Here is a 26,055-nt window from a genome sequence, read left to right on the forward strand (position 1 = left end):
AGCACCCAAATTGTAAGGCTGTATGCCGCTTGACCAGTAGTTATTAGATGCTAAAATGAGGGATGCGGAAGTCAAGAGGTTTTACCTGCTTACATAAGCAAAATCTTGGGCAATGAGCGCAAGCCTAGCCCTAAGGTCTTAAAGCTATTAGCTTCTCCTTTGCAACTTCCTTACGATTTGCTGTTAAGAGAAGCCGGCTTTTTGCCTAAAGAGCTCTTTTTATAAGGAAGAGCGAAATGATATATACCGTTGGATTCTTGGCTAGCCCTTGTGCTTTTTAAAACAGAGGAGATCGCTTATGACCTCTTCCAGGCTCAAAGGTGCACGGTAAGGTTTTGTTGCTCGCATTGTTTTCCTTTCGGTAAAGGTCAACGGGCTCGCACTTACTACAACCGCTATACACCTTTGGGTAAAATAGCTATTTGCCTGGTGGTGCCCGAGACTGGAGTCGAACCAGCACGACCGCAAAGGTCGGCGGATTTTAAGTCCGCTGCGTCTGCCTATTCCGCCACTCGGGCAATCTATAGGGTTTATCAATTCTGCGCCACGGTAGCACAAAATCCTAATTAAATTTACCCAGTACACCGCATAAAGTCAAGGTAGGATAAGGCGGCTTTCGCGCTTGTTCATGGTTTTTACTCAGCTATCGAATAGATAAGCCCGTCAAGGATGTCTTTTTCGCTGATGATCATCTCACTTAGATGCAGGCTTTTTAGTGTTTCCTCAAGTATGAGGGAGCCACCAATCAATACATCCGCCCTTTTTGGATGCATGCCTTTCAGGGTTTTTCGCTTCTCATTTGGCATTGCGGCAATGCGATTGATCAGCGATTCGAGCTGTATGAAAGTCACTTTTGAACCGTGGATTTTCTCAGGGTCGTATGGCTCGACTTCATAAAGAACGGCTGCGAGCTGGGTCGCTGTCCCTGCAACTGCTATCATGACTTCTGGATTAGCTTCTGCTAATGCCTTAAAGACTGGCCTAGAGGCGCCAAGTATAGCATCTCTTGCATTATCCAACTCTTCCTTTAGTGGAGGATCGTGCTTTAAAAACTGCTCAGTCAGGCGAACCGAGCCTATGTTAAGGCTCGTTACGCCAAACACTTCATTATCCTTGCCGTAAATATACTCAGTACTTCCACCGCCAACATCGACAACAAGCACAACTGCCCCTTTTGGCGCTAAGCTATCTTGACAGACAGCGCCAGAGAAGGTAAGCCTTCCTTCCTCTTCACCTGAGATGACTTCGATGTCTAACCCGAGCCGTTCTCTAACAAGCGCTATAAATTCGGTCGAGTTTTTAGCATCCCGCATTGCGCTTGTTGAAACAACCTTTTGTCTCTCAGCTCCATAACGCTCCATCATTTCTTTATATTGGCTCAAAACCGCAAGTGTACGCTCCATTGCCTCGCGCGTTATTGTATGGGTCTTATCCACTCCTTCGCCAAGCCGGGTAACTTCAACCGTACGCACGAGGTCCCGCCACTTGCTATTCTTCTTTTCCGCAATTATTAACCTTACAGAGTTCGTCCCGATATCTATTGCTCCAACAATCACTTTGTATTGCACCGCTCCTTGCATTCAATACCTGCTATTTCTCTATTTATCACTTCTCCGATAGGATTTATGCCAGTTGCTAAATAATGTGCATAATGGGCGTGCAGACACTTCACTGCCTCTAGCTCCCTTACTCCACCAATACCGGTTTCAAATATCGGATGATCGCTATTTTCCGACCCCATCCTCCGACGGCTTATATAATCCTGCTGAGCGGCATAGAAACGCTTATAGAATAACTCATCTGCAGCGAGCAGTTTGCGTAACCTATCAGACCAGCCTTTATCCTCAAGACGTGATACCGCCTTTACTTTAGCCGGACATGTAAGCCAGTAAAGGGTCGGAAAGGGTTTGCCGTCCTCAGAAAACGGCTTGGCTTCAATTACTTCAGGACAGCCAAAAACACACCTCGTGGCAACCCTGCGCAAGCCCTGGGGCTCTCTACCCAGCTGTTTACTTATTATATCCAGATCGAATTTATTGATTGAAGCTGCCGCACCCATATTATACATGTTATCACTTCTCTAACATATTTTTATCTCGTGGGCCGGGTTCCCGGCTCTTGCAACCCTAAACGGCTCTTCCCTGTTTTCATTCATTACGCTTAAAAAGCAAAAAAGCATCCATGCGGATGTGTTCCTCAAGGATACTTTCCTGATTACTTTCTTTAAGATTCCGGTAGCAATGCACTATATCTAGTTGCGCTTGCCTTCCCTGTTTCTCTTAATATCGCCCAGTTTTTCTTCACTCGAGCGGAGGAAGTCTCGCATCATCTTCTCGAAAGCATCGTTGCTGCCATTTCTTTTCTCGGATGTACGGGATTTGGCTTTGATCTCTTCTGATCTAGGTTCCTCAAGCTGCTTAAGAGAAAGGTCGATTTTTCCATCGGGTTTAATTGCTACAACTTTGGCGGTAACGGAATCGTTCTCCCTTAAGAAATCCTTGACATCCTTGACATAAGAGTGTGCAATCTCGGAGATGTGGATGAGGCCTGTTTGTCCCCCGGCTAACTCGATAAATGCGCCGAAGTTGGTGGTTTTAACCACCTTACCCTCGACTATGTTTCCAACTTCTAGAGACATGCTTGTGATGTTTACAGAACTCCTTTCTTTTTATATGTAAATTTTCCCATTTTGGATGAGAATATGTCAAGCACCGGGATACATTATGCTTAAAATACGCTTGAGATAAAAACCATAATTCTCTGCCATAAAGAAGGCGATGTCTTATCTTCCTTTTTTGTTTCGGCTTTGGCACTGGGTTTCTTTAGGGATTCCTTCGGGTTATCTGCTTCTTGCGGAATAACTACGATAACCTCTTCGTCAGCTCTTGACAGGCCCAAGGACCTCGCCTTTTGTTCCACATACTCATCAGAGTTTAGATAGTCTACTTCCTTTTGAAGTTTCTCATTCTGCTTTTTTATCATGCTTAGCTGTTTATTTAGCTTGTCCAGCTCTTTCTTTTGCTGTATGCGATAAGTAACCGGGTAAATAGCCCAAACGACAAAGTAAATCGCAAACCCAACCAGCACCACACGGCGATAATTGATTCTGGTTCGCGTTTTGGGTGCAGGCCGAAGGACTCTAACGTTGCTGGCCTTCTTTTGGCCCGCTGTTCTTTGGATCTTACCCGGAACGGTTCTTTGACTTTTTCTGCGATTCTGCTTTGGGTTCAATGCTGTCACTTCTACTAAATCTCTTACCGTATATAACAATAGGCACGCCTGCGTTGTTTTTGCCGATACCTATTCATCCTCTATAATATTACAACCGCTTGGTGCAGGAAAGGGTTTTCTCATGGGTAAGAAGCGTGGGTAAGGTCTAGAAGCGCCAATGTTCTAACGCGCCAAAGTTAATAAACAAAAGGCGTTTATGCTTTGGCGCGTTAAGCTTCTAGACCCTATGAACTTTAATCAGGTTGGTAGTCCCTGGTACATTTACCAGCACGCCTGCGGTGATTACTACCCGGTCTCCTTTTTCTATAAGCCCCGCTTTAAGCGGTACCTCGACCGCTATATCAAACATGTTGTCAACGTTAATACTGGGACCGGCCAGCATAGGTATTACACCCCAAACTAGTTGAAGCTGGCGCACGACTTCCTTATTTGGACTAATCGCGATAATCGGCTGCGATGGCCGGTGCTTTGCAACTTGCCTTGCCGTGCTGCCAGATTGGGTAGATGTAATGATAGCGGTCGCTTGAAGCGACGATGCTATTTCACACGTTGCTTTACTTATCGCCTCGGTTGTAGAAAGCCGATGCCTGATGCCAGCGCCCCTGTCGATGCAGTAAGTAAGGTTGGATTCCGCAGCAATTATTGCCCTGGCCATCATGTTAACGCTCTCAATGGGAAACCTTCCCATTGCTGTTTCGCCAGAAAGCATAAGGGCGTCGGTACCATCAAGCACAGCGTTAGCAACATCGCTTACTTCAGCTCTTGTCGGGCGAGGATTTCTGATCATCGAATCAAGCATCTGCGTGGCGGTGATAACTGGCTTGCCAGCGACCATGCATTTATTTATTATTAGCTTTTGCACCAGAGGAACCTCTTCGGTCGGCATCTCTATGCCTAAGTCGCCACGAGCAACCATAATGCCATCTGCCACCTCGATAATATTATCTATATCTTCTACCGCTTCCTGTTTCTCAATCTTTGCGATTATCTTTGCACGGCCGCCAGCCTCAAGAATAAGCTCTTCTAGCATTTTCACATCGGCGGCATTCCTTACAAACGAAAGGCCGACCCAATCGATGCCGTTTTCCAGCCCAAAAGCTAGGTCTTCTCTATCCTTATCAGAGAGCGGCGATATGCTAACCCTCACACCAGGCAAGTGCACGCCCCGTCTCGATGCCAGCGGTCCACCCTCAATGACCTTAGTATGAACGTTTTGACCCTGAACCCTCGTAACCTCAAGGACAATCAACCCCTCATCGATTAAGATGGTATTTCCCGGCCTAACATCCTTTGAAAGATCTGGGTAATTAATTGAAGCAATTTTGTTTGTCCCGAGAACAGGCTCGGTTGTTATGGTAAAATCATCGCCCTCATTTAAGACGGCTTCGCCTTTTTCCATATCGCCGACCCTGATTTTAGGACCAGCTAGATCCATAAGTATTGCCACTGGCTTGCCGGTCTCTTTTTCGAGTATCCTGGCATTATCAATAGTTAGCTTATGCTCACTTTGCTCACCGTGTGCCATATTCAAGCGCACAACATCCATTCCGGCGCTATGTAGCTTTCGCATTACGCCTATATCTTGGCTTACTGGACCGATCGTGCAAACGATCTTTGCATGCCTCAACTAGAAAACCTCCGGTTTTTGTGGTTATCGATTATTACCTATTAATACTATAAAGCGCTCTCAGCCCAGGGTACTCAGACGCCGGTCCAAGAGCTTCCTCAATTCTAAGCAGCTGGTTGTACTTGGCTACGCGGTCACTTCTTGCAGGAGCCCCTGTTTTTATTTGACCCGCATTTGTAGCGACTGCCAGGTCGGCAATCGTCGTGTCACAAGTTTCGCCGGACCTGTGTGAGATAACGGTTGTATATTTTGCCTTCTGGGCCATCTCAATTGTATCAAGAGTTTCTGTAAGCGATCCGATCTGGTTAAGTTTAATAAGTATTGAGTTGGCCGTTCCGGACCTGATCCCTGTTTCAAGCCGCTTTACGTTGGTTACAAAAAGGTCGTCCCCAACTACCTGAACGCGATTTCCAATTTTTTCTGTTAACTCCTTCCAGCCATCCCAATCGTCCTGACTCATGCCATCCTCAATTGAAATAATCGGATATTTCTCGACTAGCTCAGCATAGTAGTTAACCATCTCCGAAGAGGTAAGTGATCTGCCCTCACCCTCAAGGACGTATTTTCCATCCCTAAAAAACTCGCTCGAGGCCGGATCCAGCGCGAGATAAATTTCCTTGCCGGGGATATAGCCCGCCTCCTCGATCGCCGATATGATTACTTTAATCGCATCTTCATTCGATGCAAGGTCTGGTGCAAATCCGCCCTCATCACCGACTGAAGTGTTTAGCTTCTTGGCCTTTAAGACCTTCTTAAGGTTGTGGTAAACCTCGGCGCCCATTCTTAAAGCTTCTTTAAAGGATTCCGCGCCAATCGGCATTATCATAAACTCTTGAAAGTCGACGTTATTGTCGGCGTGCACACCCCCGTTTAAAATATTCATCATTGGTGCAGGCAGCATACGCGCGTTGGTTCCGCCGATATAGCGATAAAGCGGCATGTCAAGATAATTTGCGGCGGCTTTAGCGACAGCCAGAGATACGCCAAGAATCGTATTAGCCCCAAGACGACTCTTGTTCTCCGTTCCATCAAGGGCTAGCATCTCCATGTCGATTAGTCTCTGCTCAAGAACATCCATGCCAACAAGCTCGGGTGCGATGATGTTGTTTACGTTATCAACTGCCTTGCTAACGCCTTTTCCTAAATAGCGTCCCGGATCGGCATCCCTTAACTCAAGAGCTTCGTAGGTCCCTGTTGATGCACCAGAGGGTACTGCAGCCCGCCCCATCGTGCCGTCCTCAAGAATCACGTCTACCTCAACCGTTGGATTGCCCCTGGAGTCTAAAATCTCCCTTCCAATTATTCTGTCAATTACACTCATAATGTTTCCTCCTAAATTTTTAATAAATTTATGTGGTGCTGAAGCCTTTAATTATTTGGCGTTGACTATCTTCCTTCTTCTTTCGCTTTATCCCAAAGCTTATCCTTCTCAAGCAGGCTCATATCGGCCAAGTTTTTACCTATTTTCCGAGACTCGCCCTCCATATATTTAAACCGTCTCTCAAACTTGCTGCAGGTCTCTTTTAATGCAAGCTCTGGATCAACATCCAAATGCCGTGCAACATTGACTATTGCAAAAAGGAGATCTCCTACCTCTTCCTCCACCTTACCGTTACCTTGCCTTGCGGATTTTAGTTCAGATACTTCCTCGGTAATTTTCTCCAATACGCCTTCAACGCTTTCCCAATCAAACCCAATTCTTGCCGCCTTACTCTGAAGCTTATAAGCATACAGAAGTGCGGGAAGCGATTTTGGGATGCCGGCGATAACTGATTTTTCTTCCTTTTCCCGGCTCTTAATTTCTTCCCAATTTTTAATCACGTCGCGGGCTGAGGTAACTTCGACCTCCCCAAAGACATGAGGATGTCGCCTGATGAGCTTAGTTATAATACCCTCAAGAACATCCTTCATATCAAAATTCTTCTCTTCTGCGGCGATTTGGGCATGGAAGACTATTTGAAGCAGCAAGTCACCCAACTCTTCTTTCAGGTGCTCTGGATCTCCGGCGTCAATCGTATCGATTATTTCGTAAGCTTCCTCAATGAGATATCGTTTAAGGCTCTCATGGGTTTGTTCTTTATCCCAGGGACAACCCTGGGCTCCACGCAGCGTGGCCATGATTTCGATAAGTTTTTCACAGGTATACTCGTCTGACAAAAATTTTCACCCCCATGTTGAATAAAGATACCATGAAAGGCCCTTGTAGGGTACATTTCTGGATTGTAGCCCAAAATATTATAAATATGATTATATTAGTAATCTTTAGTTAACGCTTTTAAAAAGCCGTTAGCTATCAGCATTCAGCTGTCAGCTTAAAGGATAAAAATAAAAAGCTGATGGCTAATAGCTGAAGGCTGGCAGCTATTAAATTAAAAAGGGTCCGCATTTACGAACCCTTTTGAATCTTCTCTAAGTTTTATGCTGTTTTGTGGCTCTTCTAAGCTTACCTACCTTGCTTACCTACCTTGCTGCTGTTGTGACGAAGCATTACCGCCCTGTGATCCACCTTGCGTGCCTCCGGTGTTTGGTACGACCGGAGCTTCGGTTTTTGGAGGCGTAAGGTATTTTCTGATATCTGTTTTCTTCTTGATTCCATCAAACCATTTCTGCCAGGCTTCAGCTTTTTTCTGCTTTAGCAGTCTGTCTTTAGCCTCGGCCTTTGCCTCTTCAAAAGTTTTCTGTACTGCAGCCTTTTTATCAATCAATTTTATAATATGGTAGCCAAACTGTGTCTTTACAGGTGCACTGCAGATCTGGCCGGGCTGCAGATTCCAGGCGGCATCGGCAAATGTAGCATCAAGCTTATCTTTCTCTATCCAGGATAGGTCCCCACCGGTATCTTTAGTGCTATCACTATTATACTGCTTGGCAAGCGCCGCAAAATCGGCGCCATTCTGGACCTGCTGTAAAATGTTTTTTGCGTCTTCCTCTTTTTGGACAAGGATATGTGCCGCATGGATTTGATCTTTAGTCGCAAACTCACTTTTGTGGGTATTATAATACTGCTCGGCTTCTTTATCGGTTACTTTTACGCTCCTAGTAACCTGCTCGCCTAACCTATCTACTATTATGCCTTTACGAAGTTCTTCCCTCATTTGCTCTTTAGTGAGCCCGTTTTGCTTAAGCGCATCATCAAGCTGTTTTTCAGATTTGATATTTAGCTGCTGCTTAATTGATTCTAGCTTTGCATCTACATCCTTTGCGGTTGCAGTTATGCCGCGCTTCTCGGCCTCCTGAAGCATGATTTGCAGATCGATTAGCCTATCCAAGATTTGCATCCGGAATTGCTCTCTTAGCTGCTGGCCCTGTTCGCCATTAAAAAGGTCGCCGTGTTGGCCTGATGCTTTAAGTACCTGATCTAACTGTTTGTCTACCTCGGCAACCGTTATCACTTTGCCGTTTATTGATGCTGCCACAGGCTCCTTAGAGCACCCCGCAACGGTGAAGGATACAGCCATTATCAATATGAAAACCCCTGCTATGGCAAGTACCTTACCGTATTTTTTAAAATCCATTTAATTACCTCGCTTTCCGGCTTATTATTATCCCGCAGTGAGCGCACCCATTATATCACCAAACAGAACCAACAGAAAAGCTATTGTTTCATCAGGTGCTAACTTCGTTGTTTGAAGGTACCATCTTTCCGGTCTAAAAATCAAGTTATCGTATGAATTATTCAATGCCCTTTCTTGCTGCTTATCAAGGCGTATGGGTGAAATTTTAACTCTTCCACCCTGATAGCTAATCTCGTTTATACCCGATCTCTTAGCTATTAAACGAAGCTTTGCAATATCAAGTAATCTCTCCACAGGCTCAGGATACATGCCGTAGCGGTCTTTTAATTCGAACCCCACGCCCTCGATATCGGTGTCCTCACGCGCCGCAATTATCTTTTGGTATGCTTCAATCCTCAAGCTCTCCTCAGGTATATAGGATTCAGGTATGTACGCGCTTACCGGCAGATCTATTTTTATCTCAGCCGGTGCTATGGCTGGTTTGCCTTCATACTCTTCGATAGCTTCTTTTAGAAGCTGGCAGTACAGCTCAAAGCCTACCGCCGCCATATGCCCGTGCTGTTCGGCACCAAGCAGATTGCCCGCTCCTCTTATCTCGAGGTCGCGCAAAGCAATTTTCATCCCTGAGCCAAGCTCGGTGAACTCGTTTATCGTTTTAAGCCGCTCGAATGCTTGTAAGGTTAGAATTTTTTGCGGTGAAAAGAAAAAGTATGCATACGCCCTCTGGCTAGACCTGCCCACACGCCCGCGCAACTGATATAGCTGCGCAAGACCGAGCAGTTCAGCGCGATCAACGATAAGTGTATTAACGCTCGGTATATCAATTCCAGACTCGATAATCGTCGTGCAGACCAGAACATCATATTTTTTGTCTAGGAAAGCCAGCATTATTTTTTCAAGCTGGCGCTCGCTCATCTGCCCATGGGCAACGGCAACTCGCGCTTCCGGGATTAACTTTTGTACCCGGTTTGCCGTGCGGGTAATTGTCTCGACCCGGTTGTGAACAAGGTAGACCTGACCACCCCTTCCCAACTCACGCCGAACCGCCTGGACGAGCATCTCCTCATTAAAGCGGCCGACATGCGTGATGATAGGTTGGCGCTCCTCTGGCGGGGTTTCAATAACCGACATATCGCGAATTCCAGCAAGCGATATCTGAAGTGTCCTTGGTATGGGAGTTGCACTTAGTGTTAAAACGTCTACAGTTTTTTTGAATTCGCGAAGCTTCTCTTTATCGTTTACTCCAAAACGCTGCTCCTCATCTATTATTACAAGTCCTAAATCAAAAGGCTTAACATCTTTTGAGAGCAGTCTGTGTGTCCCAATAAGTATATCAACCTGTCCCCTGCCAAACCGCTTAATAATATCTTTTTGCTCGGCCTGGGACTTGAAGCGGCTTACCATTTCAACAGTTATCGGGAAATTTTGAAGTCGCTCGGTAAATGTGGTGAAATGCTGCTGCGCCAGAATCGTCGTGGGAACGAGCACCACCACCTGTTTGCCATCAACCGCCGCCTTAAATGCAGCGCGTACTGCAACCTCTGTCTTGCCGTAGCCGACATCGCCGCAGATAAGCCTATCCATCGGTTTTGGCGCTTCCATATCCCGTTTTACTTCCTCAACAGCTGCCAACTGGTCCGGCGTCTCATCGTAGATAAAGGAGTCTTCCAGCTCCTTCTGCCAAGGAGTGTCCGGCGAAAAAGCAAAACCTTTTGCATTTGACCTTTCAGCGTAAAGAGACAAGAGGTCGTAGGCCACTTTTTTTGCTGCGGCCTTTGCTTTTCTTTTTGCCTTTATCCAATCGGAACCACCAAGTCTCGATATTGTAGGCGTCTCACCGGCAGCGCCGATATATCTCGTGATGCGGTCCAACTGGTCGGTAGGCACAAAAAGGCGGTCGCCTCCGGCATATTCAAGGACTGCATAATCACGGATTACCCCAGCAACTTCTCTCCGATGTAAGCCCGCGTAGGTCGCGATACCATGCGTGCTGTGAACCACATAATCGCCGATTTTTAAGTCGGCAATATCACCGACCGCAAGATGCTTGCTCCTTGGTTGCGCCTTTTTCTGAACGGCTTTTCTACCGAAAATATCAGTTCCAGAGATAACCGCAAGACCGATATCCTGGCTTGTAAAACCACCGCTTAGGTCTCCGGTAGTTAGACCTACTTCCTTGCTGGCCGGGCACGCTCCCTCCGAGTATGCAATATTTAATTTAGTTAGCATGCCCACCATACGTGAGAGCTGGTTCTCATCAGGAAGCGCAATGACTACCTTAAGCCCAAGATTAAAGCAATCTTTTATAACCTCCTCTAGTAGTTCAGTTCTGCCCAAGATAGGCTGCACCGGTGACGCGGCAAAGCCGATAATGCTATCTTTACCAATCGAGGCAAGCTCAAGCATAACGTTCTTGCCGATAATGTCTTTCGGCTCTCTAAAATAAGGCTGGGGTGGGGAAATTATCGCTCCCTGCTCAATCAAATGAGCTACGTATGAGAATTGTTGTTCGAGATATAGTTCAGCAGTCTGTGCTGTTTCTTCCGGCTCATCGACAATAATTATGCCGCCCTGCGGCAGATAGTCTAATATGGTTGCGGTATCCTCATAGAAGAAAGGTAGATACTTGTCTATCCCTTCAAAGTACTGCAAGTCTTTTATCTTACCGATTTCTTCTTCGAGAAGATCGGTAAACGCTCCCTTAAATTGTGAGGCGGACCTCTCAACAATCTTTCTAGCAAGTGTTATTTGGCGACAGCCGTAAATGTAAACCTCTTTTAAGTTATTGGTTGACCTTTGGCTGGCTGCACTAAATATACGAATTGATTCAATCTCGTCGCCAAAGAACTCGACCCGGACAGGGTTTGCCATATTAGAGACGAAGATGTCGATAATATCTCCACGTAGGCTAAAGTGGCCATGAGCCTCGACAAGCGGCACCCTTACATACCCCATTGACGTTAAGCTATGGGCAAGGTCGTAAAGGTCTAACTCCTGGCCAACTCTAAGTATAAGAGGGCGATGTAGCCCGGCAGATGCGGGCGGTATAATCCTCATGGCCGAATGAATCGGCGTAATCCAAATGCCCGCTTTGCCAGATTCCATCCCGTCTAAGAGCGCAAATCGACGTCCGACCGAAGCCGCGCTCGGTGAGAGCGAGTCATAGGGCATGGTTTCAACTTCAGGGAAAAACTCGGCTGGTGCAGAGTATGCCTTGATATCCTGAGCAAGCTTTTTGGCCCGCTCGCTGCCTGGCGTGATGATAAGCATTGGTTTTCCAGTACTTTTAAAAAGCGAGGCGACAAGATAGGCACGGGCTGCCGAGCCCACTGCAACAGAGGTCTTCTCACCCTCAGCAATCCTTTCAACAAGCTTGCGGTAATTTTCATTTTTTTGAATTATACATAACGCTCTTTCTAAGTTTTTGCCCATGCCAATCCCCAGCCTGCTGCGCACGCCAAACTGGCCTCGGCGAACCGCCCAGGCCCCTCAAAATGTTAATTTATCTTGTATTTATCGGTCCAAATCAGTCTAATAGACAGGCCGTATTTGCCGCCAATCTACTAATATAGCAGGTTAGAATGCTTTATTCTAGAAGGTGGGTTAAAGCAAAGAAAAAGAGGCATTTCTGCCTCTTTTTCTTTGCTTTTTCTTCCTGCACCTTTAACGAACGTTTTTTAAAACATGCCATCTAAAGCAACGCTTTTTACGCCTGTGCCGGCTGCAGCTCGCTTTCATGCACCAACTGTTTTGAATACCCAGCAATTTTAATCCAGTAAATAATCCAGCAGATTAAAGAGACTATACCGGTAAACATGTTGATAATCGGTATAATCGAGCACGCTGTTAAAATAGCCCATGCAAGACCTATACTTTTGCCAGGATAAGGCTCTGCTAATATGCCCCTTTTTTGAAACTCTGCACTGAGCGATTCTGAGATTTTTATGACGACAAAGAAATCCCAGATAAGATTAAAAAACGGAATTAGCAATAACCATACAAGCCCTGGAGACATAGCCTGGTTTTCAACCGAGCAGCGCCTTAATGCTTTCTGAAGAGTCAAGATAAAAAATACATCAACTGCAATACCGATTACAACTCCTACCAACAGAAATAGAATGTAAATGGTTTGAAAAGCTTGAGGGTCTTCCAAAGTATCAACCTCCTCTTTGTCTTACACTGGTTCGATTAAAGGTCCGTTACTTGCCAAGGGTTGCTGGATGGCATTAATTTTAAATCTCTTAGGTTTTTAGTTCTAAAACCTTATACGTTATACGCCTAGATTAGTGCTTGCTTCCCTATTTGTCAATAGATAGCCAAAGACGTTATTTGAGAAATAAACTACCACCCGCACTGCTATTGCTTATTACGGTGTATCGGATGTTGGCTCTGTGCTCATATGCGTCAGCAGAAAAAGAGGGTAGATGACCTAAAAGTATAGAGTATCATCTAAATCCCCTAGCCCTTCCGTCGGCAGAGTTTATTCTGAGTGAAGCTAAAGGGGGTTAGGATAATAGGCAATTTTGCAGTTTTTCCATTTCACCGATTCACCATCCACCTATCCACCGTCATCGTCTTTGCGGTTGAACTCATTCATCGCCAGAGTAACGCCGTTTGCGATAATGTATTCTACTGCATCAGAAGCTTTTGCTATTGCAAAATTGATTTCTTCCCTCTGGTTCTTGGTGAATGGGCTTAAAACGTAATCGGCCGGGTCCTGGCGGCCCGGAGGTCTGCCTATCCCGACGCGTACCCTGATAAACTGCTCGGTTCCGATTTGGGAGATGATGGACTTTATGCCCTTGTGCCCACCGCTTCCGCCGTTTGCGCGAACCCGAATGCGGCCCGGTTCAAGGTCTAAGTCGTCATAGACTACGATTAAGTGGTCAACGGGTATTCCCTTATCTTTAAGTAGGCTCTTTACAGCAACCCCGCTCTCGTTCATGTAAGTCATTGGCTCAGCAAGGATGACGGTCTTGCCCGCGAGTTCCCCCTGGCCCCAGCGAGCCGCATGGCTTTTTGTTCCAAGCTTTACGCGATGCGCCTGCGCAATATGCTCGATAACCATAAAGCCAACGTTATGGCGCGTACTCTCATATTCTGCTCCCGGGTTTCCCAATCCAACTACTAGGTACATAAACGAAGGCTCTTCTGTTCTTGGTTTCTTAAACCATTGCAACAGATTCATATCTAATCCTTAATGCTCTTAAGCTTTCAGCAGTCAGCACTCAACAAATAGCTTTTTATTCCCTTTTATTTCCTTGCCTTTGGGCTGATAATTAAAAGCGAAAGCTTTAGCTACAAAAAGGGCGCAAGTAAAGCTTGCGCCCAAAACTGCAGTTTTGAAATTGCAGTTTTATTCCTCGGCTGCGGCCTCTCCAGCGCCTGCCTCTGCCTCAGGTGCGATCTTTTCCGCCGCTTCCTCTGCGATAGTGGCCACGGCGGCACGCGGTGCGGTAATCGTAAGAATGACCGCCTCTGGATCAGTAACCAAAGTTAGATTATCGGCAAGCTTTATGTCGCCTACGTGGATACTTTCGCCAAGGCCAAGTCCGCTTATGTCAACTTCGATGTGATCGGGCATCTCAGCCGGCATTCCTTCAATCTCAACTTCATCTACATGGCGCTCGAGAACACCGCCCTCTTTAACGCCCGGCGCGTCGCCTACTATTTGGATGGGTACTGCAGCGGTAATCCTCTCATTTAATGCGATCTCTTGAAAATCGATATGCCAGTACTCATCTTTGACCGGATTCCTTTGTATCTCCTTAATTATGGCATTTGGATGCTTTTTGGCTCCTGGAAATTTCAGCTTGACGATAACGTGCGTACCAGCACCCCCGTGGGCGAGTGCGGCAAACTCACGTGCATTTACCGCCAATGCCGTTGCTTTGCCATCACTGTAGAGTACCGCCGGAACCATACCGCGGCGTCTGAGTTTTTTGCTAATTTCTTTTCCTGCCGCTTCTCGCTTCTCGGCTTTGAGTTCTGCTATTTCCATCTCTATATCACTCCTATTCTAGATATCAGAAACTAGATAAAACCATCCTCTTAAATCTCTTATACTTTAAACCCACACTCTAGACCTTCATCTAGTTTCTAGTTTCTAGGGCTGGTTCTGCCCGTCAAACAACTCACTGACCGAGCGGTCCTCATAGACATTTCGGATAGCCTGCGAAACCAGCTTGGCTATTGAGAGAACCTTAAATTTTGGAATCATTTTCTCTTTTGGTATTGGTATTGTATTTGTTGTAACAAGTTCTTTTATAACCGAATTTTCAATCCTCTCAACAGCCGGGCCGGATAACACAGGATGTGTCGCGGCAGCATAGACCTCTTTTGCTCCGTGCTGCATTACCGCCTCAGCACCGCTGCAGAGTGTGCCCGCAGTATCGACCATGTCGTCTATCAACAAACAGGTTTTACCTTGCACGTCGCCGATAATATGCGTTATTTCGGCAACATTGTGCGCCGGCCTTGATTTGTGCAAAATTGCAAGTGATGCGCCAAGCTTATCGGCATACCTTTTGGCTACTTTTACTCTTCCTACATCAGGTGAGACAACCACAAGGTCTTTTATTCTCTTTCTCTTGAAATATCCAGATAGCAAAGGCAAGCCCATAAGGTGATCGACAGGAACATTAAAGAAACCCTGTATCTGACCAGCGTGAAGGTCAACCGTTATCATTCGGTTTATTCCTGCTGTCATCAAAAGATCCGCAACAAGTTTTGCGGTAATCGGCTCTCTGGCCGCAGCCTTCTTATCCTGTCTTGCATACCCATAATGCGGTATTACAGCAAAAATCTTGTGCGCTGAGGCACGCTTTAGTGCATCAATCATAATAAGAAGCTCAACGAGGTTGTCGTTAATTGGATGGGAAAGCGTCTGGATCACGAAAACATCGGCTCCCCTTACGCTTTCAAGATAGCGCACGTAAATCTCACCGTTGCTAAATGAGGCTACTTCAACTTGGCCAAGTCTAACACCTAAGTGCTTGGCAACTTCTTCGCCCAGATCCGGATTGGATCGGCCGGTAAACAACATCAATCTCTTACTTACTTCGCTTGCCATTCTCTCCTCACTCTAACTTTCTTTTAAACTCTTCTTTTTTTCTTTTTCGCCCAGTTGTCAACGATGAGTTGCTCGGATCTCTCAACGGCTAAACTATCAGCGGGAACGTCCTTAGTAATAACTGAGCCCGCCCCGGTATATGAGCCCTTGCCAACCTTTACAGGAGCGACTAACATAGTATCGCTACCAATAAAAGCCTCATCCTCGATAACGGTCTTATGTTTGTCGGTACCATCATAATTGCACGTAATGGTTCCTGCCCCTATATTAACACAATCGCCGACCTCCGTGTCGCCAAGATAGCTAAGATGCGGGACTTTACTGCCCCTACCTATTTCACTCTTCTTGACCTCAACGAACCCACCGATCTTTGCCCCTGCTCTGACTAGAGTTTCCGGCCTTATATGGCTAAAGGGACCAATGCTAGCGCCATCCTCAATAATGCTCTGGCGTACGACTGAGTTCTCGATTAGAACATTGTTCCCGATCTTGCAATCAATCAGGCGGCTCATCGGGCCGATATTGCAGCCCTCACCAATCTTTGTCTTACCGCTAATAAACGTCATCGGGTGTATGATTGTATCTTTTCCTATCTCAACCTTAGCCGATATATAGGTGGTATCGGGATCGATAATTGTAACACCGCTTAGCATCAGCTCTTCATTTATACGGCGACGCATCTCCTTCTCGGCCTCAGCAAGCTGAGCCCTGTTATTTACTCCCATTACCTCGCTTGGGTCGTCAATCCTGCTGGCCATAACCTTCTCCCCCTGGTCCCTTAGAATACCTATAACGTCGGTAAGATAAAATTCGCCCTGTTTATTATCTGATTTGACTCTTTTTAACGCTGAAAAAAGTTTTTCTTTATTAAAACAATAGGTTCCTGTGTTAACCTCCGTAATTGCCCTCTCTTCATCGGTTGCATCCTTCTCTTCTATAATCGACAAAACGGTTCCTTCTGGTGAACGAACTATCCTTCCATAACCGGAAGGATTGTCCATTTGCGAAGTAATAATAGTAGCGGCAGCCCCGCTACTAAGGTGCATTTCTAAGAGTTTCTCTAACGTCTGCGCCCTTATTAATGGAGTATCGCCGCTTAAAACGATGACCACCCCATCAAATCCTTCAAGCACCTGTTCAACCTGCGCCACAGCATGGCCCGTTCCAAGCCGTTCACTCTGGTGGACAAACTCAACATTCACGCCGGAAAGAGCTTCCCTTACCATCTTATGCAAGTGCCCAACAATTACAATCGTACGCTCTGGTCCAAGTTTCTCGGCAGAATCTAAAACAGAGTGTATCATCGGCTCCCCGCAAATGGCATGAAGGACTTTGGGATGGGAAGATTTCATGCGGGTCCCTTCCCCCGCTGCCAACACTATAATAGCAAGACGCATATAGCAATTCTCCTAATCCGCAACGATAAAAACACAAAAATTATAACATTTTTCGGCAGGCGGTTTGAAATATGACCTTTTAAGCAGCCAGAAGACTGAAGGCTCTGAAGTAATAAATTATCTAAAGTTGGAAACAATATAGCAAATAAACAAGACAACAAGAACAGAGCCTAGTATTAACAATTCTTTCATCTTCTGGCTCCAGGATTTTATAACTATGGAGATGGTGTCCATGCCGGCAAGAATTGCTTTTTTTGAAATAGAGCCCTGGGAAGAAACATATATAGAAGAGCATTTAGACGGTAAAATGGAGTTCGCGTTCTTCCCTGACCCCCTTACCATCGAAAATGTCGAGCTTGCTCGGGGTTTTGAAATCATCTCACCCTTCATTTACTCAAATATAGACCATGCCGTGCTCGATAGACTGCCTGACCTAAAAATGGTTGCTACACGTTCAACCGGATTTGACCATATCGACGTACTTATGTGTCAAGAGCGCGGTATCGCGGTCTCAAACGTTCCGTCATACGGCGAAAATACTGTTGCAGAACATTCTTTTGCCTTGATTTTAGCTTTATCAAGAAAAATACTACCTTCTGTCGAGCGAACGCGGCGGGGCAAATTTGACCTTGAGGGCTTGCGGGGATTTGACTTAAAGGGCAAGACCATAGGAGTTATCGGTGCCGGACATATCGGTCAACATGTTATAAGAATCGCCCATGGTTTTGAAATGAACGTTTTGGTCTTTGACGTAAGGCGTGACGAGTTACTTGCCCGCAACCTGGGATTTAAATACGCTGCCCTTAATGAACTTCTTTCGGCCTCCGACGTAATAACTCTTCATGCGCCGTATAACCCACATACTCACCACATGATAAATAGAAGAAACATCCACTATATCAAGCGGGGTGCGATACTGATCAACACGTCCCGCGGAGGTCTTGTGGAGACCGCAGCAATCGTTGAAGGACTACAAAGCGGCATCTTAAGCGGTGTAGGCCTTGACGTTTTAGAGGAGGAAGGGCTGATAAAAGAAGAGCGCCAGCTGCTTTCACACGAATATTCACACGAGCGATTAAGAATTGCCTTAGAGACGCATTTGCTCTTATTTAGAGATGACGTAATCATTACACCACACAACGCCTTTAATAGCATTGAGTCCGTCCATAGAATCCTGGACACTACAATTGCAAACATCCTGGCATTCCTAGAGGGCAGACCGCAAAACACGGTCGGATTAAGGGCTGCTTAAAAAAAAGAGTAGCTCCCCTGCCGAAAGCTACTGTCTTAACCTCTCGCCTAACTTTCTTCGTATATGCAAATTTTTTATGCACAACCCCAACTAATATGCTGGGTCGGTGAATAAACTGCACTGCAGGTACTTACACCGATTGATTTTTTCAAGGTTCAACCCAGATCTGAAAGTGCTTGCCGCCGGCAAAACTATTAACTTTTTGTTTCGCCACCGAGTTGGTGCTTGTACTCGGCTATAACAGCAGCCTGAATGCGCTCCCTCGTTTCGCTGTTGATTGGATGCGCTATATCGCGGAAATCGCCGCTAGGAAGCTTGCGGCTCGGCATTGCTACAAACAATCCTTTTTCTCCCTCGACAACGCGCAAATCGTGAACAACGAACTGGTCGTCAATGGTGATGCTGGCAATAGCCTTAACCTTGTTCATCTCCACAGGTCTGATGCTCACCTTTGTAATCTCCATTTTTTGCGCTCCTTTACTGTGTTCTTGCCAATCCTATGGCCGATATCTCTATCTTTGCACCCTTTGGTAAGGCTGCAACCTGTATAGCTTCCCTGGCCGGTGGTTGTTCAGAAAAGAACTCGCTAAACACATCGTTTACGGCTGAAAAATCAGCTATATCACTTAAATAAACAGTCATTTTTACTGCCATGTCAAGTGAACTATTGCCGGCAATAAGCACAGATTCCACATTTTTTAGCGATCTTACCGTTTGTGCCCTGATGTCACCCTCAACAAGTTCACCACTTTCAGGATCGATCGGTATCTGACCTGAAACAAAAACAAGATTTTCGGCCTTTATCCCCTGTGAATAAGGCCCAACAGGCTTCGGAGCACCTTCGGTAATTATAACTATCCTACTCAATTCTAGCCTCCAACTAAAACCGCCTTTACCAACTGCAAATCTGACTCTTTGTCTACATCTATCCCTATCTCTACATACGGCGTTTCTACAGCTCTGCAGACCGAGTTTGTTAGCTGGCCTATCCTGTCCTCAATTTGCCCGATGGTTAGCATCCCCAGCACGAATCTAAAAAGAAACGAAAAGCCAAGGACCTGGGCAATCTTTATGGGTTTTTTTCTCAGCTCATATATACGCTCGATAATCCCCATATTCCTGTTAATAAAACGGGGGTTAATAAGTATGATATTTCCGCCCGTGAAGCGCCCCTCTCTTACGCGAGCATATGTCCGCTTCACGTCCGGGAACCTCTTCTCTGATTCACCGTATCTTACAATCGGGTAGTAAAAATCGGCATTGTAACCTGCGCATCTTTTTAGAAAATCGCTTATCGCCTCAGGAGTTATCAACGGAATATCGGCCGACAACATAAGAACGGGTTTGCTGGACCCTAGACAATCAATCCCGGTTTTCGCGACTTGCGGAAGTGTACCGCTTGCCACCTTAACTCCAACTTTACCAGACGATTCGCTGTATGAGTACTCTACTGGAACAACTACACAAATCCGATCTATATCCTCACACTGGCGAAGCGCACCGATGACATACTCGACCATAGGCCGCCCATTAATTGAAACGAGCCCTTTTGCGGGTGCGGAATCCAGTTCTTTAGCGCTGCCACCGGCAAGTATGATCGCATCTACCAATTTTAAAAACCCCTAAAATCCCTAATACTATTTGCTCTTAAATATATAACATTAAATTGTTATATATTCTATACGGCCCTCAAGTTTTCCTTCTGCTTCAGAAAATCTATAAAACTTCTACCCCCCAGCCAACCGGCCTTGCGATCTCAACAAAGAGCGTCTCATCCCGTGATCTCATTATGCTTGCTACCCTCTTTGCCGATTCCTCATCTTGGCATAAAGCAAAAACGCTGGGGCCGCTTCCTGACATTAAGGCACCGAGAGCGCCAGAATCAAGCGCCAGTTTTTTAATACCATCTATTTCTGGGTGAATAGGCAGGACAACCTCTTCAAGAAGATTCTTAAGCATAAGACCGATATGGCTTACATCACCGCTTGAGAGCGCGTCATAGAACTCACGCACTAAATAAAGTGGTGCCAACTCTCGCTCATCAAGCATGTGATATATTTCGGCAGTAGATATATGTAGCGGAGGGGTTATCACAACTATCCAGGCCTCAGGCATGGCATTCAATTTAGATAGCCTCTCACCCCTTCCCTCGGCAAGCATAGTGCCTCCGGCCAAGCAAAACGGGATATCTGCGCCAAGCCTTGCTCCTATCCCCTGCAACTGATCTAAACTAAAATCCAACCCCCAAAGAATGTTTAAGCCAAGCAGAGTCGCAGCGGCATCCGCACTGCCCCCTGCCAAGCCCGCTGCAACGGGGATATTCTTTTTGATGTGGATATGAGCACCTGCTTTTTTGCTGACTGTTGCACGCAACATTTCAGCCGCGCGATAAGCAAGGTTTTCTTTATTGGACAGTTCTTCTTTCGTGCAGGAGATGCTTAAATCTTGAGACGGGGAAATCTCAACAAGGTCATGCAGAGATATACTTTGCATGACACTTTCAATCTGGTGATAACCGTCTGGATATCGCGAGATGACATCAAGGTAAAGGTTGATTTTTGCGTAGGCCTTTATTGATAGCATTTTTTTGGCAGCCTTACGTCCTCAGCTTTAATTTGTAAAGATCTCTGTCGCCTTTTTAATATCTTCCTATTATCTTTCTAGCTACCAAGCCATGGGATTAAGCTTTCTCCGTTATCAGGATTTGAAAGCTCGACAGTTTTTGTTAGGACGTCTGCATAGCTATAAGATACTCTGCGACAACGGTTCCGCTTCTCTTCAACCCTTACAACAAACAAATTAGGATGCGTCTCTTCTAACACACCTTCTCGCTCGATGATTTTACAACGTCCCATATTTGCTTTAAGACGCATTTTTTCACCGACAAATCCATCTAACTGCTTGCGAATTTTATCAACTATTTCCACTTGCGGCACCTGGCTAATTGCCATTTTATTTATCCTCTCCTTCAGGTATTCTTAAGCATTATACCTCAATAGTATAAAATATTCAAGTTTACCTTCTCCGGCGACCAAATGCAAGTACTGCCAAAAACATTTATTAGCTAATAATTTTATTCGGCAAATTTCGCTCTCTCAGTAGCCATTTCTAGCAAAAATTTTGTGCTAAGCTTGCGCCGGGGCTAAATTATAAGGCTAAAGTTATGCTTTGCCTGGATTACGAAATAGTAAGCTATGGTTTTTTTGTGCCTTTAGCCGCTAACTTTCTTGTCCTGCTAACTGCCGACTGTTAATAGCTAACAGTTCTAAATTAGAGCATTTGCTAAATCAGCAAATTCCTGCAGAGAAAGTGTTTCGCCGCGGCGCCGCGGGTCAATTCCGGCCCGTTTTAAGGCCTCGTTTACCTGGTTAAGGCTAAAGTCGAGCTCTGGGCTTCCCAAAAGTGCGTTCTTGATTGTTTTTCTGCGCTGCCAAAACGCTGCTTTTACAACCTTGAAAAAGAAATTCCGGTCTTTTACATCTACCCTTGGCCGAGGCAGCCTTGTCAATCTCACAATAGCTGAGCTGACCTCAGGCGGTGGGATAAATACGTTTCTGGATACGGTTGCGATTTTCTCGACCTCGCAGTAAAACTGGGCTTTTACCGAAAATAAGCCGTAATCGGAGGTCGCAGGCTTTGCTATTATACGATCGGCAACCTCTTTTTGAACCATAACAACAAAAAGATCCAGGTTATCAAAACTATCTAGATAAGTTGCCAAAAGCGGTGTGGCAATTTGATACGGCAGGTTTGAAACTAGCTTATTTGGCGTAATAAGGTCACCAGGAAGCTCTTTAAGGTTTACCGAAAGGGCATCAGCAAAGATAACTCTTGCATTATCAAAACCTTGAAGTGTGTAGTCCAAAACCGGTCTTAGCTTGTGGTCAAGTTCGATTGAGATAACCATGTTAACCTGTTTAGCGAGCTCCACAGTAAGGGTGCCTATACCCGGTCCTACCTCAACTACTACATCATCCCTGGTTAACCAAGCCGCACTTATTACCTTGTTAAGGATATTTTGATCGACTAAAAAATGTTGCCCCAGGCTCTTTTCGAGCCTGAGGCCAAATTTTCTTAACACTTCAAGCGTCGCCTGCGGCGTTGCTAATGTCACGTTTCTCGCATCCCTTTTACGAATACGGCCTGGATTAATCAAGTATGGTGACCCTAACTGTACGCCTACCAAATTTAAAACATTCTGCAGGCGTATTATAGCATAAGTCGATGCGATTTCCTTTGATTGCACCACCCGTGTCGGCTGCTATCGCATAACCATAGCCTTCGACATAAACCCTAGTCCCCAGCGGGATAACCTGCGGGTCTACAGCGACAACGCCTTTTTGTGCCCGCATACCATTTGCACACGTGCTGCCTACTCCGGGCCCATAATTCGGTGCATAGGCTGTTGCATACATAACCAGCTCTTTCCCTGCTGGAGCCCTTCCTCCTCCTCTAGATACACCGCTCGGTGCGCTTATCAGCCGGGCAATCTTGCGCTTTGTGCCTACCGCCACCACTTCGTTTACAGGTGGCGATATTATGCTTTCCAACTTCACTTGCCTAGTGACAGGCTGATTGCCTTCCAAAACGACCTCGGTAATCCTAAGGAGCAAGCCTGGCTTACCCTGTGTCACCGTCAGCCTTTTTCCGTAATCCAGATTTGGGTCTTCTTTTGTAACCGTTTGGTACGGTACCGGATCCCTGGTGACTTCGCACTTACTTGTTACCAGCGTAACTGCTATCCTCATGCCTGCCCTTACCTTCCCGCCCACCGCGGGTTGAACTTTATCTGCAGGCTTCGTCTGTAACCCGATGCCCTTCAATACTCCGCCGACTGTATCGGCCGCGGACATCGTTGTAATTTCCTGGTTGTTTAGTACAACGGTTACTGGTACAGCATGTCTTACTTTTACAGTCATGCCCTCTTTTACTATAGCTGAGAGCTTCGGTGTTACTTCGTCAAATGCCCTAACTGTTACGCCGTTTTCTCTCAGAACAGTAGCTACTGTTCTCGCCCGCGTGCTTACAGTCTTGGACTTACCGTCAACAGTAAGATTTACGTTCGTCCCTGCATAAATCAGGTCCATTAGAACAAAAACCATAATGAGAGAAAGCAATGCAATCTCATACTTTTTCTCTCTGAGGCCGCGGGCTAACTGATGAAAACGTGCTTCCATCAAATCAGTCCCTTCAAGAATTCGTTATTCGGTTGTTAAGGCACAAACGCAATAACTGCCTGTCATTATACCACAATCGGAAGCCCTGCTCAAAAACTTTAACCAGAAAATACCCTTTTGGATTAAACTGTAAACGCTAGACCTTGGCATATGCATCGCTTAGTATAGTGTTCTAATACACTATAGTGCATGTAGTATAATGCCATACATACTATTGATTTTTACTTCTGCATCTTTGATATGCGGTTTTTTCTAATGCTATACTTAACCAGGCCTAAATTTAGGAAATATAAAGGGTAGGGTAAAAAGAGTTGATAAGCAGATTCTAGAATGCTGCTGAACTGGTAATTACTGGTTATTAAGGGAGAATAAAAGTGAAACGTTTTCCTGCGTTGAAGCCGAGACAACTGTAATTCCGACCCCTTTGATCTCAGCTATTTTTTCAGCCACCAAACGTACGTTTGCCGGTTCATTCTTGCGTCCGCGATAAGGTTGCGGAGTAAGGTATGGCGAGTCTGTCTCGACAAGCAACTTAGTTAGCGGTACAAATTTAGCTACATCTATTAAAGAACCTGCGTTTTTAAAAGTTACAGGACCGGCTATTGATATATAAAAATTCATCGCAAGAACTGTTTGAGCAAATGCTACATCTCCGCTGAAGCAGTGAAATACCCCCTTTTTAGGGCGATGCTTTGTTATGATTTTAAGGATATCTTCATCAGCATCTCTATCGTGTATTATTACAGGCAAGCCTAAATCCACTGCAAGTTCGAGCTGTTGGGCAAAAACCTTCTGTTGGACCGTTCTTGGGGAGTGGTTTTTATAATAGTCGAGACCGATTTCACCTATCGCAACAACCTTTGGGTGGACCGCAAGCCTGTCTAATTCTTTTAGCGTAGTACCATTGACTGATTTGGCGTCATGCGGGTGAACGCCCACGGCCGCATAAACCGCATCAAACTTCTCGGCAAGCTCGACTGCCCGATAGCTTGATTGAAGCTTGTCGGCTACGGTAATGATTCTTGTCACACCGTTTTCTTTCGCCCTTATAATTACTTTCTCGATTGCCTGGTCGCTTCCAAAGAGGTCTAGATGCGCATGGGTATCTGTAAAAGTAGCTTTCTTAGCCATTGGTCTCCTAAAGTCAACTCTTTATTTTTATAATACCACTTAGTTCTTTCCATTGATGGAAAATTTATTTAAATATATCCCTCAAGGCAATATCCCCGCTTCCAAACCCTCTATTTCACTTCTATCCTCGGAAACAACGGTGCGGCTTTTTTGACGATTGACCCCGTTACAAGGCCATCCCATTTCTTTGCATCCTCGATTGTAACCGAGGCAAAATCCATCTGTCCGAGCTGATCCCATATCTTGCTGGCCGTTATTGGTAAAACCGGACTTATTAATATATCAATAACCCTGATTGCCTCAAGCAAGGTACGCATGACTGTCCTTAAGCGATCGGTATTGCCTTCTCTTGCAAGCGCCCAGGGAGCGGCTTCATCAATATATTTGTTTGCCCTACCGATAACACGCCATATCTGGGTGAGCGCCTCTTTGAAATCCAGCTTGCGCATAGCAGTATCAACGAGCGCAGCAAGACTAAGAGCATCTTCTTTAAGCGCAACCTCAAGTCCGCTCAATTCTGCCGCCGGTAGAATCTCCCCGTTAAAGTACTTAAGCATCATGGCAACTGTTCGGTGAACCAGGTTCCCAAGGTCGTTCGCAAGATCTCCGTTAATGCGCCTGATAAGTGCATCCTGGCTAAATTCACCATCGAGGCCGATGGTTATCTCCCGCAAAAGGAAGTAGCGGATAGAATCTGCGCCAAACTCGTCGATAAGCCTGTTTGGATCGACCACGATACCTTTGGATTTTGACATCTTCTCACCGCCTAACGTCCAGAAGCCATGTGCTAAAATATGTTTGGGCAGCTCAACACCCAACGCCATGAGCATCATCGGCCAGATCACTGCATGAAAGCGGATAATGTCTTTTCCGATTATGTGGTAATCGGCAGGCCAGAACTTACGGTATTTCTCTTCGTCTTGAAGGTACCCGGCACCCGTCAGGTAATTTATAAGCGCATCAAACCAGACGTACACGACATGATGCGGGTCGAATGGCACGGGAATACCCCACTTAAACGTTGTTCTAGATACCGAAATATCCTGTACGCCGCTTTCGACAAAACTCAGTACCTCGTTGCGCCTGAAATCTGGCATTACAAAATCCGGATTTTCCTTAATATGTGCAAGAAGACGATCCTGGTATTTTGAACTTCTAAAATAGTAGCTCTCTTCCTTAAGCCACTCGACCGGGCGACCACATTCCGGACAACAGCCTTCGACTAGTTGCGATTCGGGCCAAAAAGTTTCTTCATGGATACAGTACCAGCCCTCATAAAAACCTTTATAAATATCGCCCTGATCGTAAAGTTTCTGGAAAATAGCCTGGACGACTTTCACATGTCGCTCCTGCGTGGTGCGGATGAAATCATCATAAGCTATATTAAGCCTTTTCCAGAGCTCTTTAAAAGGGCCGACCATCAAGTCGACATGCTCTTGAGGGGTTCTTCCACTCTCCCTTGCCGCTTTTTCAACTTTTTGGCCATGTTCGTCGGTACCGGTTAGAAAGAGAACATTATATTTCGCAAGTCTTTTATATCTAGCGATTGCATCCGCAATCACTGTCGAATATGCATGTCCGATATGCGGAACATCATTTACATAATAAATGGGCGTCGTAACATAAAAGGTATTTTCTGACAAATCCGTATCC

The 26,055-nt window shown here is 45.7% G+C and carries 24 protein-coding genes and 1 tRNA gene; 1 reads left to right on the top strand and 24 read right to left on the bottom strand.

The genetic code is table 11. From position 1 onward, the window contains the following. Window positions 1-430: 430 nt before the first annotated feature. The 15 genes from K6T91_10075 to glmU form a co-directional block, all read right to left on the bottom strand. Window positions 431-518: transfer RNA gene (locus tag K6T91_10075), tRNA-Leu, on the bottom strand. A gap of 117 nt (window positions 519-635) precedes the next feature. After that, on the bottom strand, window positions 636-1,580 hold the full coding sequence (locus K6T91_10080; GenBank protein MCL6473134.1) for a Ppx/GppA family phosphatase: 945 nt from the start codon (window positions 1,578-1,580) through the stop codon (window positions 636-638). Beyond that, window positions 1,553-2,068 carry a DUF501 domain-containing protein gene (locus K6T91_10085; protein ID MCL6473135.1) on the bottom strand — a complete coding sequence of 172 codons (516 nt, stop codon included), beginning with the start codon at window positions 2,066-2,068 and terminating at the stop codon, window positions 1,553-1,555. Before K6T91_10085 ends, K6T91_10080 begins: the two co-directional genes overlap by 28 nt. 183 nt (window positions 2,069-2,251) lie before the next feature. Next, complete coding sequence (locus tag K6T91_10090; GenBank protein MCL6473136.1) at window positions 2,252-2,638, bottom strand: S1 RNA-binding domain-containing protein; 387 nt, start codon at window positions 2,636-2,638, stop codon at window positions 2,252-2,254. An 89-nt stretch (window positions 2,639-2,727) separates the two neighbouring features. After that, entirely contained in the window at window positions 2,728-3,270 is a 543-nt protein-coding gene (locus K6T91_10095) for a septum formation initiator family protein (GenBank protein MCL6473137.1), read from the bottom strand. A 178-nt stretch (window positions 3,271-3,448) separates the two neighbouring features. Then, complete coding sequence (pyk, locus tag K6T91_10100) at window positions 3,449-4,858, bottom strand: pyruvate kinase (protein MCL6473138.1); 1,410 nt, start codon at window positions 4,856-4,858, stop codon at window positions 3,449-3,451. 34 nt (window positions 4,859-4,892) lie between these two features. Next, window positions 4,893-6,179: a phosphopyruvate hydratase gene (gene eno, locus K6T91_10105; GenBank protein MCL6473139.1), complete on the bottom strand. Its 1,287-nt coding sequence runs from the start codon at window positions 6,177-6,179 to the stop codon at window positions 4,893-4,895. A 65-nt stretch (window positions 6,180-6,244) separates the two neighbouring features. Further along, entirely contained in the window at window positions 6,245-7,015 is a 771-nt protein-coding gene (mazG, locus tag K6T91_10110; GenBank protein ID MCL6473140.1) for a nucleoside triphosphate pyrophosphohydrolase, read from the bottom strand. 299 nt (window positions 7,016-7,314) lie between these two features. Further along, a complete protein-coding gene (locus tag K6T91_10115; protein MCL6473141.1) occupies window positions 7,315-8,373 on the bottom strand; it encodes a peptidylprolyl isomerase in 1,059 nt (352 codons plus the stop codon). Between the two features lie 27 nt (window positions 8,374-8,400). After that, window positions 8,401-11,805 (bottom strand): transcription-repair coupling factor, encoded by a 3,405-nt coding sequence (gene mfd / locus K6T91_10120; GenBank protein ID MCL6473142.1) that lies wholly within the window; start codon window positions 11,803-11,805, stop codon window positions 8,401-8,403. Between the two features lie 274 nt (window positions 11,806-12,079). Continuing rightward, on the bottom strand, window positions 12,080-12,526 hold the full coding sequence (locus K6T91_10125) for a hypothetical protein (protein ID MCL6473143.1): 447 nt from the start codon (window positions 12,524-12,526) through the stop codon (window positions 12,080-12,082). 405 nt (window positions 12,527-12,931) lie between these two features. Further along, window positions 12,932-13,510 carry an aminoacyl-tRNA hydrolase gene (gene pth / locus K6T91_10130; protein MCL6473144.1) on the bottom strand — a complete coding sequence of 193 codons (579 nt, stop codon included), beginning with the start codon at window positions 13,508-13,510 and terminating at the stop codon, window positions 12,932-12,934. Between the two features lie 219 nt (window positions 13,511-13,729). Beyond that, the gene (locus K6T91_10135) at window positions 13,730-14,374 is read right to left on the bottom strand and encodes a 50S ribosomal protein L25 (protein ID MCL6473145.1); all 645 of its coding nucleotides are present in this window, start codon (window positions 14,372-14,374) and stop codon (window positions 13,730-13,732) included. A gap of 105 nt (window positions 14,375-14,479) precedes the next feature. Next, a complete protein-coding gene (locus K6T91_10140; protein ID MCL6473146.1) occupies window positions 14,480-15,445 on the bottom strand; it encodes a ribose-phosphate diphosphokinase in 966 nt (321 codons plus the stop codon). Between the two features lie 23 nt (window positions 15,446-15,468). Continuing rightward, entirely contained in the window at window positions 15,469-16,842 is a 1,374-nt protein-coding gene (glmU, locus tag K6T91_10145; GenBank protein ID MCL6473147.1) for a bifunctional UDP-N-acetylglucosamine diphosphorylase/glucosamine-1-phosphate N-acetyltransferase GlmU, read from the bottom strand. 232 nt (window positions 16,843-17,074) lie between these two features. On the opposite strand from glmU, the gene K6T91_10150 reads away from it, so the two are divergent. After that, a complete protein-coding gene (locus K6T91_10150; GenBank protein ID MCL6473148.1) occupies window positions 17,075-18,094 on the top strand; it encodes a hydroxyacid dehydrogenase in 1,020 nt (339 codons plus the stop codon). 194 nt (window positions 18,095-18,288) lie between these two features. Here the strand turns inward: K6T91_10150 and spoVG are convergent, their stop codons facing one another. The 9 genes from spoVG to metG all read right to left on the bottom strand — a co-directional run bounded on the left by spoVG (window position 18,289) and on the right by metG (window position 26,045). Then, window positions 18,289-18,558 carry a septation regulator SpoVG gene (spoVG, locus tag K6T91_10155; GenBank protein ID MCL6473149.1) on the bottom strand — a complete coding sequence of 90 codons (270 nt, stop codon included), beginning with the start codon at window positions 18,556-18,558 and terminating at the stop codon, window positions 18,289-18,291. A 13-nt stretch (window positions 18,559-18,571) separates the two neighbouring features. Beyond that, window positions 18,572-18,961: a RidA family protein gene (locus K6T91_10160; GenBank protein ID MCL6473150.1), complete on the bottom strand. Its 390-nt coding sequence runs from the start codon at window positions 18,959-18,961 to the stop codon at window positions 18,572-18,574. A gap of 2 nt (window positions 18,962-18,963) precedes the next feature. After that, on the bottom strand, window positions 18,964-19,704 hold the full coding sequence (locus tag K6T91_10165; GenBank protein ID MCL6473151.1) for a nucleotidyltransferase family protein: 741 nt from the start codon (window positions 19,702-19,704) through the stop codon (window positions 18,964-18,966). Window positions 19,705-19,810: 106 nt separating this feature from the next. Then, window positions 19,811-20,677, bottom strand: a complete 867-nt coding sequence (ispE, locus tag K6T91_10170; GenBank protein MCL6473152.1) for a 4-(cytidine 5'-diphospho)-2-C-methyl-D-erythritol kinase — start codon at window positions 20,675-20,677, stop codon at window positions 19,811-19,813. Between the two features lie 77 nt (window positions 20,678-20,754). After that, on the bottom strand, window positions 20,755-21,045 hold the full coding sequence (locus K6T91_10175; GenBank protein ID MCL6473153.1) for a Veg family protein: 291 nt from the start codon (window positions 21,043-21,045) through the stop codon (window positions 20,755-20,757). Window positions 21,046-21,359: 314 nt separating this feature from the next. Next, window positions 21,360-22,208, bottom strand: coding sequence for a 16S rRNA (adenine(1518)-N(6)/adenine(1519)-N(6))-dimethyltransferase RsmA (gene rsmA, locus K6T91_10180; GenBank protein ID MCL6473154.1), 849 nt, complete (start codon window positions 22,206-22,208; stop codon window positions 21,360-21,362). A gap of 34 nt (window positions 22,209-22,242) precedes the next feature. Then, window positions 22,243-23,271, bottom strand: a complete 1,029-nt coding sequence (locus K6T91_10185) for a ubiquitin-like domain-containing protein (GenBank protein ID MCL6473155.1) — start codon at window positions 23,269-23,271, stop codon at window positions 22,243-22,245. Between the two features lie 348 nt (window positions 23,272-23,619). Next, entirely contained in the window at window positions 23,620-24,402 is a 783-nt protein-coding gene (locus K6T91_10190) for a TatD family hydrolase (GenBank protein MCL6473156.1), read from the bottom strand. A gap of 110 nt (window positions 24,403-24,512) precedes the next feature. Beyond that, window positions 24,513-26,045, bottom strand: coding sequence for a methionine--tRNA ligase (gene metG, locus K6T91_10195; protein MCL6473157.1), 1,533 nt, complete (start codon window positions 26,043-26,045; stop codon window positions 24,513-24,515). Window positions 26,046-26,055: the final 10 nt, after the last annotated feature.

This window comes from Bacillota bacterium (assembly GCA_023511485.1).
In the GTDB taxonomy this organism is placed as follows: domain Bacteria; phylum Actinomycetota; class Aquicultoria; order Aquicultorales; family Aquicultoraceae; genus CADDYS01.

Bases quoted from the DNA above. Each gene is read 5' to 3' on its own strand.
- K6T91_10080 (MCL6473134.1), bottom strand. From the start codon at position 1,580: ATGCAAGGAGCGGTGCAATACAAAGTGATTGTTGGAGCAATAGATATC.
- K6T91_10085 (MCL6473135.1), bottom strand. From the start codon at position 2,068: ATGTATAATATGGGTGCGGCAGCTTCAATCAATAAATTCGATCTGGAT.
- K6T91_10090 (MCL6473136.1), bottom strand. From the start codon at position 2,638: ATGTCTCTAGAAGTTGGAAACATAGTCGAGGGTAAGGTGGTTAAAACC.
- eno (MCL6473139.1), bottom strand. From the start codon at position 6,179: ATGAGTGTAATTGACAGAATAATTGGAAGGGAGATTTTAGACTCCAGG.
- K6T91_10115 (MCL6473141.1), bottom strand. From the start codon at position 8,373: ATGGATTTTAAAAAATACGGTAAGGTACTTGCCATAGCAGGGGTTTTC.
- mfd (MCL6473142.1), bottom strand. From the start codon at position 11,805: ATGGGCAAAAACTTAGAAAGAGCGTTATGTATAATTCAAAAAAATGAA.
- pth (MCL6473144.1), bottom strand. From the start codon at position 13,510: ATGTACCTAGTAGTTGGATTGGGAAACCCGGGAGCAGAATATGAGAGT.
- K6T91_10135 (MCL6473145.1), bottom strand. From the start codon at position 14,374: ATGGAAATAGCAGAACTCAAAGCCGAGAAGCGAGAAGCGGCAGGAAAA.
- K6T91_10140 (MCL6473146.1), bottom strand. From the start codon at position 15,445: ATGGCAAGCGAAGTAAGTAAGAGATTGATGTTGTTTACCGGCCGATCC.
- glmU (MCL6473147.1), bottom strand. From the start codon at position 16,842: ATGCGTCTTGCTATTATAGTGTTGGCAGCGGGGGAAGGGACCCGCATG.
- K6T91_10150 (MCL6473148.1), top strand. From the start codon at position 17,075: ATGCCGGCAAGAATTGCTTTTTTTGAAATAGAGCCCTGGGAAGAAACA.
- spoVG (MCL6473149.1), bottom strand. From the start codon at position 18,558: ATGGAGATTACAAAGGTGAGCATCAGACCTGTGGAGATGAACAAGGTT.
- ispE (MCL6473152.1), bottom strand. From the start codon at position 20,677: ATGCTATCAATAAAGGCCTACGCAAAAATCAACCTTTACCTTGATGTC.
- K6T91_10175 (MCL6473153.1), bottom strand. From the start codon at position 21,045: ATGGCAATTAGCCAGGTGCCGCAAGTGGAAATAGTTGATAAAATTCGC.
- K6T91_10185 (MCL6473155.1), bottom strand. From the start codon at position 23,271: ATGGAAGCACGTTTTCATCAGTTAGCCCGCGGCCTCAGAGAGAAAAAG.
- K6T91_10190 (MCL6473156.1), bottom strand. From the start codon at position 24,402: ATGGCTAAGAAAGCTACTTTTACAGATACCCATGCGCATCTAGACCTC.